Source organism: Pseudomonas sp. 30_B, from assembly GCF_017491605.1.
Taxonomy (GTDB): domain Bacteria; phylum Pseudomonadota; class Gammaproteobacteria; order Pseudomonadales; family Pseudomonadaceae; genus Pseudomonas.
The window spans coordinates 1-513 of record NZ_JAFGYY010000186.1 but is presented as its reverse complement, the minus strand read 5'-3'; the positions used below and the strand labels follow the sequence as shown (position 1 = coordinate 513).

Annotated in this window: 1 pseudogene; it reads left to right on the top strand. The window is 58.9% G+C overall.

The annotated features are described in order from the left end of the window. A pseudogene (locus tag J5M67_RS27845) lies at positions 1–513 on the top strand (hypothetical protein); the annotation flags it as partial.

Here is a 513-nt window from a genome sequence, read left to right as displayed (position 1 = left end):
ATCTATGGGGAACCGACGATGATGCCCAAGTGGTTGCCGACTTCATTACGAGCTATACGAACAAGTACAACCGGCAGAGCTCTCCGAAGTACCTGTACGGCGAATCCTACGGCGGTATCCGCACGCCGATCGTCGCCAACCTGCTGGAGCAGGCAGGTACCAGCGGTTACGTCCCCGATCCGTCCGGCAAGCCGGCCAGGGTGCTGGACGGATTCATCCTCAATTCGCCGCTCGTCGATTACAACTCCAATTGCGACATGATGGGCGGGAGAGTGACGTGCGAGGGTTACATCCCGTCCTACGCCATGACGGCAGACTACTTCAAGAAATCCGTCAAGCGCGGCACGCGAACGCAAGAGCAGTATCTCGGCGAGTTGCGCACGCTGGCGAGAACGACATTCCAGACGACCTACGGAACCTACTTCACCAACGGCAAACCGAACAGCCAATGGAATGCGTATGCGGCGAGCACGGCGGGACAGGCTCTCCTGAACCGGATCGCCGACTATACCG